The organism is candidate division WOR-3 bacterium (genome assembly GCA_016867815.1).
Lineage (GTDB): Bacteria > Hydrothermota > Tepidihabitantia > Tepidihabitantales > Tepidihabitantaceae > UBA2258.
The window spans coordinates 35,392-42,031 of record VGIR01000017.1; the positions used below are offsets into that span (position 1 = coordinate 35,392).

General features: G+C 61.6%; 7 protein-coding genes. 5 read left to right on the forward strand and 2 right to left on the reverse strand.

Annotated features, from left to right (window positions below; all coding sequences use genetic code 11):
- Nucleotides 1-49 precede the first annotated feature (49 nt).
- Genes FJY68_04320 through FJY68_04330 form a run of 3 tightly spaced genes read left to right on the forward strand, consistent with a single transcriptional unit; the run spans nucleotide 50 to nucleotide 851 of the window.
- Nucleotides 50-247 (forward strand): hypothetical protein, encoded by a 198-nt coding sequence (locus tag FJY68_04320; GenBank protein ID MBM3331062.1) that lies wholly within the window; start codon nucleotides 50-52, stop codon nucleotides 245-247.
- Nucleotides 235-492 carry a hypothetical protein gene (locus FJY68_04325; protein MBM3331063.1) on the forward strand — a complete coding sequence of 86 codons (258 nt, stop codon included), beginning with the start codon at nucleotides 235-237 and terminating at the stop codon, nucleotides 490-492. The genes FJY68_04320 and FJY68_04325 overlap by 13 nt, the downstream gene beginning before the upstream one ends.
- Nucleotides 489-851 carry a hypothetical protein gene (locus FJY68_04330; protein ID MBM3331064.1) on the forward strand — a complete coding sequence of 121 codons (363 nt, stop codon included), beginning with the start codon at nucleotides 489-491 and terminating at the stop codon, nucleotides 849-851. The genes FJY68_04325 and FJY68_04330 overlap by 4 nt, the downstream gene beginning before the upstream one ends.
- Before the next feature lie 172 nt (nucleotides 852-1,023).
- On the opposite strand, the gene FJY68_04335 is transcribed toward FJY68_04330, so the two are convergent.
- Both FJY68_04335 and FJY68_04340 read right to left on the reverse strand, forming a co-directional pair.
- Nucleotides 1,024-2,718, reverse strand: coding sequence for a Zn-dependent exopeptidase M28 (locus FJY68_04335; protein MBM3331065.1), 1,695 nt, complete (start codon nucleotides 2,716-2,718; stop codon nucleotides 1,024-1,026).
- Nucleotides 2,719-2,724: 6 nt separating this feature from the next.
- Nucleotides 2,725-3,429 carry an SIMPL domain-containing protein gene (locus FJY68_04340; GenBank protein ID MBM3331066.1) on the reverse strand — a complete coding sequence of 235 codons (705 nt, stop codon included), beginning with the start codon at nucleotides 3,427-3,429 and terminating at the stop codon, nucleotides 2,725-2,727.
- A 137-nt stretch (nucleotides 3,430-3,566) separates the two neighbouring features.
- Between FJY68_04340 and FJY68_04345 the strand changes: the two genes are divergently transcribed.
- Nucleotides 3,567-4,826, forward strand: a complete 1,260-nt coding sequence (locus tag FJY68_04345; protein MBM3331067.1) for a tetratricopeptide repeat protein — start codon at nucleotides 3,567-3,569, stop codon at nucleotides 4,824-4,826.
- Between the two features lie 535 nt (nucleotides 4,827-5,361).
- On the forward strand, nucleotides 5,362-6,468 hold the full coding sequence (locus FJY68_04350) for a hypothetical protein (protein MBM3331068.1): 1,107 nt from the start codon (nucleotides 5,362-5,364) through the stop codon (nucleotides 6,466-6,468).
- Nucleotides 6,469-6,640 lie beyond the last annotated feature (172 nt).

The following is a 6,640-nucleotide window of genomic DNA, read 5'->3' on the forward strand; positions in this document are numbered from 1 at the left end:
GCAGAGTGCAAAACGCAGAAGTCACAAAGAACGGACACAGGAGGAGAGCGTGATACGGACGATAATCTGGGGACTGGTCATCATCGCCATCGGGACGTGGATATGGCTGGCCAAGCTCGGCATCATCACTTCGGGCATAGTGTTCAGCCGGGACTGGCCCGTCATCATCATCATCGTCGGGTTGCTGACCGTGGGCGAGGGGATATCGTGGATCTTCCGGCGCGGGAGGAAAAGATGCGGCGGATGATCGGCTGGGGCATCTTTCTTGTCATCCTGGGTGCGTGGATTTGGCTCTCGGCGCTCGGCGTGCCCTACATCTCGTTTGCGCAGAACTGGCCGCTGCTGGTCGTGGCGTTCGGCGTCTGGCTGATAGTACACCGGCTCGCACGCCACTCGCGCCGCCGGCGTTCCAGTGTACAGGTGCTTTCGGATCTGGAGCAGGGACGGATTGACGTTGAGAAGGCGATAACGGAGATCAGGAGGAGCAGATGAACGACGAGCAAGACCGGGTACTGAAACTGATCGAGGAGAAGAAGATAACCGCAGAAGAGGCGGCGAAGCTGCTGGATGCGATCAAGGGCAGCGCGGGCGGCGGGAACGCGCGCAACCGCTTTATGAAGGTCCGGGTGTATGACCGTGGCGCGGATCGTCCCAAGGTGAACGTGACCCTGCCCATCGGCCTGGTGAAGTGGGGAATGAACTTCATCCCGAACGAGGCCAAGGCCAAGATCGAGGAGCAGGAGATCGACATGAAGATGATCATGGAGGCCCTGGAAAAGGGGATCACCGGGAAGATCGTCGACGTGGACGAGGAGGAGAAGGGCCAGCACATCGAGGTCTGGCTGGAGTAGCCGAGAGCCTGATTGCGGATCGTGCGGGCGCAACTCGCGCCCGCACTGCGTCTAGTCGGTCAGCGTGCCGATCGAGCTGCTGAGCAAGGGCACGTCTGCACCCACACCCTTCCCTCCCCCTCAAGGGGGAGGGAATAGAAGGGGGGGGGCGTGGAGCTACCTACTCGAGAGCTTAGTGGACTTTGACTACGCGGCGAGAGAGACCCGGGTCAGCCCCGCGGATAAAGTAGACGCCCGGGGCGAGGCTTCCCACGTTGTTCGCGCCGGGCTTCAGGTCGAGGACCTTTCGTCCGGAGACGTCGAGCAGAATGATCTCAGATTTCAGATTGCAGATTGTGGATTGCAGACTTAGCACTCCGCGGACGATCGTTGCCGAGTTCGTCGTTCGCACCTCGGCGGTCGTCGTTTCCTCAACGCCCACGGAGTCGATCGGCGCGGCGAGTGTTGCCAGGCAGGCCGCAGCCATCATCGTCGTACGGGTCACGAGTGACATGGTCAGGTTGCCGAGTGTGTCGTGCTCTGTGTGGTAGTGCGGGTTGGACCCGTTCCAGATGCCCCACTCCGAGTCTTCCAGCGCGAATACACTCGCGTATCCGGCCTCCCAGAACGGGGTGTTGTCCCCGTAGACGTCTTCATCGAGGTAGTTCATCACCCGGAGGCCGATTGAGTACCAGTCGTTCGTCGAGTCGCAGAGGTTGGCGAGCGGGCGCGAGGCGGTGTTGGTGTTGATGAAGACCAGGTTGGTGTCGTAGGCGGCGTACCCGAACATGTCGAGGTTGTACGCGCCGGCGATCTTCAGGCTTTCCGGGACGGCCGTGGAATCGACCCAGTGGTAGGAGCCTTTCATCCACTGCTCTTCGCCGGAGAAGCAGAGGAACTTCACGCTCCAGCGGAACCCGGCCTGCCTGAGTACGCGCGCCAGTTCGATGACTGCGGCGGTGCCGGTGGCGTTGTCGTCGGCGCCGGGCGCGTCGTTCTGGTTGTTGCCGTTGTAGGAATCGAAGTGACCACAGGCGACCAGCATGCTCTCCGGGACGACAAGCCCCGGCAGTGTGGCTTCCACGTTGAAGGCACGAGTGGTCGGCGAGGTCAGGTAGTACGTGTCGAGTCGGACGTCGTAGCCAAGGTCGGTAAGGCGGGTGCGCAGATAGAGCGCGGCCGATTCGCACTTGAGGTTGTAGGAGTAGCGCGTACCGAAGTCCTCGAGGTCCTGAATCGTCCGTATCAGGCTGTCCTGCGATACGAGGGAAACAAGGCGCGCGACTGTCGTGTCGGCCGAGAATCGGCGAGGGGGAAGGGGGGCGGGGGACGAGGGGAGCGGACGCGGGACGAGACGGAGTTGGGTGATGGGCAAGCCCGCGGCTTTGGCCGCGCGGGCGTCGAGTTCAGGCAGGCGGACCAGCCGCAAGCGGTCGTTCTCCCAGAGCACGCAGCCCGGGATCCGAGGACCAGGATGGGAGTCCACCACCAAGTCACCAAGACACAAAGAGGACGAGGCTGGGCCGCGAGTCGGCAGTGTGCAGTCTGCAGGTTGCAGTGGCGGAACCGGGCCTTGGCGTCCTTGGCGGCTGCATTCCGGTTCCGGGTTCGGGGCCGAGTTCGCGCCGAGGCCGACTTTGGGGACGAAGAAGTAGTCGCCCGGAGACAGCTCAGCGTCCAGTACTTCCACCTGCCAGCCTTGGGATTGAAGGGAGGCGAGCTGGTCTTCGGAGAGCGGCAGGATGATGCAGGTGCCGAGGTCCTTGTACACAGGCAGTTTCTCAGCGAGGAACGCGGTCCGTTCAACCGGCTGGAGATCGAGCCTTGCCAGGTACGACGCGGGCAAAAGCGCTTTGAGCAGCAGCAGGATGGCGGCAGTTTTGACCATTCCCGGCTACCTTACACCGAACTCGGCCGTGACGGTAACCGTAACGTCTTTCTGGCGAGTCGAGGTATTGTAGATGCCGTAGTCCGAGACCTCGGTTGAGTAGGGCTCGGTAATCTGGAAGATGCCGGCCCTGGCCGAGCGCATCGCGCCGATACCAGAGCCGGAGTTCTTCGCGATCTCGACCGCCCGCTCCCTGGCATCGCGGGTCGCCTCGGCCAGGAGTTCCTTCTTGATGTCGGGCAGCTTCGAGAAGTAGTATTCAAGCGTGGACGACTGGAGCGCGACACCCTTCTGGAACATCTCGTTCGGATTGAGCGCCAGCTTCTCGACTGCTCCGACGTCCGAAGAGATGACGTAGACGCTCTGGTTGAAGCTGTACCCGGTATTGTTGCCGTTGTTGTCGAACGTCGGGTTCCGGTTGATTGGTTGTACCGAGATTTCCTTCTCGTTGATGCCGGCCGCCTTCAATTCAGCCATCAGGCCATCGAAGGTCCGGCGCGTGTCGGCATAGCCGGCACTCACGTCTCCGAGTCCGGTGTTCCGCCCGACCGATATCCGCCACTTGACGATGTCGGACTCGTACCGTTTGGTGGCCGCGCCGACCACGCGGATGGTGTTGTCCTGAGATCGGCTGCGGTAGAAGTAGTTTCCGAATACTGCGGCACCAACGACGAAGCTGATGCCGAGGATGATGGCAATCATGGTACGCATGGGAGAATATACCGACTGGGAAAGAGAGAGTAAAGGCCGCGAGTGCCCGGAGGCGAGAGCGCCAGGTCAGGAGCAGTCTTTCCTCACCGGGACGTACAACGATTGACGAGAAGCCGGAACTGACTATAATCCCGCGAATGGGTGGAACTACCGCCGCCGGCAACGATCCTCTAGCCCTGCTGTTGATTGTCGTAGTTGTGGTTCTGGCCGCCGTCGTTATCGGCCTGGCCATCCGTCGGCAGCGCCCCGGACTCAAGCGGTGGATGAGGAGGGCGCTGATCAGCAAGAGGCTGGACGTGGTAGTGCGCGACCTTGACCGGATGGCTGAGCACCTCTACGGTCTCACTGAGGGTGGTCCCGGGGCCTGGCAGAGGTTCGACCACGGCATGGCGGCTATGGCAGCGTGCCAATGGGGTGAGGCGGTCGAGCACCTCCAGAAGGCGCAGGAGCATGCAGGCGAGGCGCAACTCGTCTCCGTCCTCAATCAGGTGGGAGTGTGTCATTTCACCGAGGGACGTTTCAGCGATGCGCTGAGGTACTTCCAGGAGTCTGTCCGCCTTGCCGAACACCAGCAGGACCGGTCTGGACAGGCCGCGGCCTTGAATAACATGGCAGTTATCCACCACGTGCGTGGGGAGTTCGACCTGGCGCTGAGGCACCTGAAGCAGGCGCGGGTCCTGTACCACGAACCGGGCAGGGAGGCGGCTGAGGCGCTCATACTCAACAACACCGGGAACGTCCTGCGCGAGAAGGGCAAATTCAGCGCCGCGCTGAGTACGCAGGAAGAGGCGTTGGCGATGGCCCGCCACGCCCGGGACGAGCAGGGCGTGGCATGTGCCCTGGGCGGCCTTGGCAGCGTCCTGCGGGATCGAGGCGAGTTTGAGATGTCTCTGGAACGCTATGCGGAAGCGATTGAGACGGCCCGCAGCAGTAACTTCAGGCTGGGCATGGCGGCCTGGCTCGCGGATACAGGCTGCCTCTACCGCAACAAGGGCGAACTCGACCGGGCCCTCAAGTCCCACGAATCTGCGCTGGCGCTGGCGCAGGAGACAGGCTATCGACTGGGCGTGGTGACGGAATTCTGCAACATCGGGCTCATTCTGGCGAGCAAGGGGACGTACGAGCGCGCTGTGCCGTATCTGGCCGAGTCATTGAGGTTCTTCGTGACTGCCGGGGTGGCGAACGGTCCGCGCCAGGCGCTCTACGGACTATCCAGGAGCGAGGATTCGCTGGGTCGAGAGCGGATGCAGGCGCTACTCAGCAGAGCCGGGCTGGCGGCTGAGGCAGTTGCCGATACGCTGGCCCGGATAGACAAGATTCGCTCCCGACGCCCATGGAAGCTCGGGAAGTACAGACACCCATTTGCTCCGGCGCGCCGAGAAGCGCATCCCGAGTAGGCCCTCCCAGAAGACGCGGCGGCCACCTCCGACCTCGAACTTCCAGTCCCTGCGTGATGCTCTCCCCGCGGGGCAAGGTGGCAGTCAAGCGTCGCTTGACAGCCGGGAGGCGGGGGGTAACATACGAGTAGCGTAAGCACCCCCACTGACGTGGCATTGCGGCCGCGCGGTGAGATACCCGACCATTTGTCCAGCGTGCGACGGCGCGGTGCCAACAAGGCTGGGTCGGGTCAACACACATCTACCACCTGACAACAGAGAGGCAGTAGTGCCGCGGTCGTCGTGGCCGGCTTTGTGCTTAGGCGAGCCCGTCTGAGATGCCGGCAATCAGCAAGGACGATGGCCGTCGAGAGTCGGGCACAGGCAGGAAGCGTGGAAGGTGCCCGGCGGCTGTTGATACGCTTCGGGTCCGCTCTCTTGGGTGGAAGGCGGATTCCTCTGAAATACCCCGAGTCCGAAAGGCAGAGATGCACCTGCCCGGGCAGAGGCAGCGGCGAGAGCCGCGCCCGTGACAGGAAGAAAAGGAGACAGCAACATGAAGCAAGCCAAGTGGTTGCTGCTTGCGGTGCTGGGAATCCTCATGGTTCTCCCTGGATGCAGGTCCACGGATCCGGTGACGAATCCGGACGTCCGTGTCGCAACCTATACCCAGACAATCGGGACGTGGCCGCTGATGACAGGTGGCAAGCAGCCACAAACACAAATCGGCGATGTCACCATGTACTGGCAGTATGACTACTTCGACCCCAACCTTGACCCGGGCTCAAACGGCAACGGTCAGTTCGTCAACCTGGAGCTGGGTGTCAAGTATGAAACCTACAGTCCTACATATCCGATTACCGAGGCCCATCTGAATATCAGTACGGTACAGCCTACGGGAAGGGGATCACCAGGTAAGTACAACTTCAACGGCTATCTGCAGACTCCTTATCCTGATGCCTACACGCGCATCTTCCTGATTCCGGAAGCGGCACTGAAGGCAGTTCCGGATACCGGCTGGGATTGCGGGGACTACCTGTGGTTTCTCTGTCATGTCGCGGCCGGAGGCGTGACCGGGATGGCAGGCAATTTCCATGCTCCTCGCGGGCAGGCTTGGTGGAACGACCTCTACGCGAAGATCTCCAATCCGACTCCTCCGGATGATCCGCAGGAGCCCAGTTATCGCGAAGAAACGGCCTGGGGCTACAACATCCTTGACCCGACGCACTGGTTCCGGGCCCTTGGTCCCACCTACAAGTGGGGCGGAGTGATTCCGTACACGCTTGGTTCGCAGACGCAGGTCCTGCTGTGGGCCGGCGCCGGCCAGAATGACCCCTCGAAGGGCACAGTTGTCGGCACGGTGACGGTAACCGACGATGTTGTCAATGACGAAGGGAACGTGTACGTGCACTATCTGCTGAGCGGTGGTTGCCTGGCAGGGGAGGCACATGCCGGTGCGGACAGAACACTGCAGCTTCTGTCTGACAAGAGCAAGAAGTTCGCCCCGGGAAAGCTCGGAGTAAACGGCTCCTACTATCCCTGGGAGGATGACTTCACCTTGACCATACCCTACGAAACCGGCTGGACGACGAGTTTCGTTGTCGCAGCCCACGCTGTGGTCTACATACCGGAGACGACCACGCTGGAGACAACGGCGGAGTAGACTGCGAACGGCCGCATGGCGGCCGCGATTGCCCGGAGGCGGACGTACTAATCAGAGCATAAAATGTTTGACATGGGAGTCGGTTTGGTGTATACTGTGAGTAATGAGAGAAGACGATACTCGGCGTCTATCGCCGGCGGCTTTGGATGTGCTGCGTGTGCGGGTGATGAAA

What these genes read in the sequence shown, in the direction of transcription:
- FJY68_04325 (MBM3331063.1), top strand. Translation starts at nt 235, where the DNA reads ATGCGGCGGATGATCGGCTGGGGCATCTTTCTTGTCATCCTGGGTGCG.
- FJY68_04335 (MBM3331065.1), bottom strand. Translation starts at nt 2,718, where the DNA reads ATGGTCAAAACTGCCGCCATCCTGCTGCTGCTCAAAGCGCTTTTGCCC.
- FJY68_04350 (MBM3331068.1), top strand. Translation starts at nt 5,362, where the DNA reads ATGAAGCAAGCCAAGTGGTTGCTGCTTGCGGTGCTGGGAATCCTCATG.
- FJY68_04345 (MBM3331067.1), top strand. Translation starts at nt 3,567, where the DNA reads ATGGGTGGAACTACCGCCGCCGGCAACGATCCTCTAGCCCTGCTGTTG.
- FJY68_04330 (MBM3331064.1), top strand. Translation starts at nt 489, where the DNA reads ATGAACGACGAGCAAGACCGGGTACTGAAACTGATCGAGGAGAAGAAG.
- FJY68_04340 (MBM3331066.1), bottom strand. Translation starts at nt 3,429, where the DNA reads ATGCGTACCATGATTGCCATCATCCTCGGCATCAGCTTCGTCGTTGGT.